Here is a 407-nt window from a genome sequence, read left to right on the forward strand (position 1 = left end):
CATGACGCGGTGACCCGGCCGCGCCGTTGGCGCCTGGTGCAGGCGTTGCCGATCAACGCGCAGGGCAAGGTGACCCAGGCGGCATTGGCGGCGCTGTTCCAGCCACTGATGCCGGTGCCGGTCTGGGACCGCCGCGACGCCGCCAGCGCCACGCTGCGCATGACCCTCGACCCGGCGCTGCGGCCGTTCCAGGGCCACTTCCCGCAGGCGGCGATCCTGCCCGGTGTTGCGCAGTTGGACTGGGCGATGCGTTTCGGCCGCCAGGCATTTGCGATGCCGCGCGCGTTCCTGCGCATGGACGCGGTGAAGTTCCAGCACGTGGCCCGCCCCGGCGATGAGTTGACCCTGCAGCTGGACTGGGATGCCGCACGCAACGTGTTGGCCTTCCGCTATACCTCCAGCCACGG

At 70.8% G+C, this 407-nt stretch carries 1 protein-coding gene; it reads left to right on the top strand.

The annotated features are described in order from the left end of the window. Window positions 1-407: ApeI family dehydratase (locus A9K58_RS18815; protein ID WP_475282748.1), on the top strand; the 407-nt coding region annotated here is incomplete at both ends.

The sequence above is a fragment of the Stenotrophomonas maltophilia genome (assembly GCF_001676385.1).
Taxonomy (GTDB): Bacteria; Pseudomonadota; Gammaproteobacteria; order Xanthomonadales; family Xanthomonadaceae; genus Stenotrophomonas; species Stenotrophomonas maltophilia_J.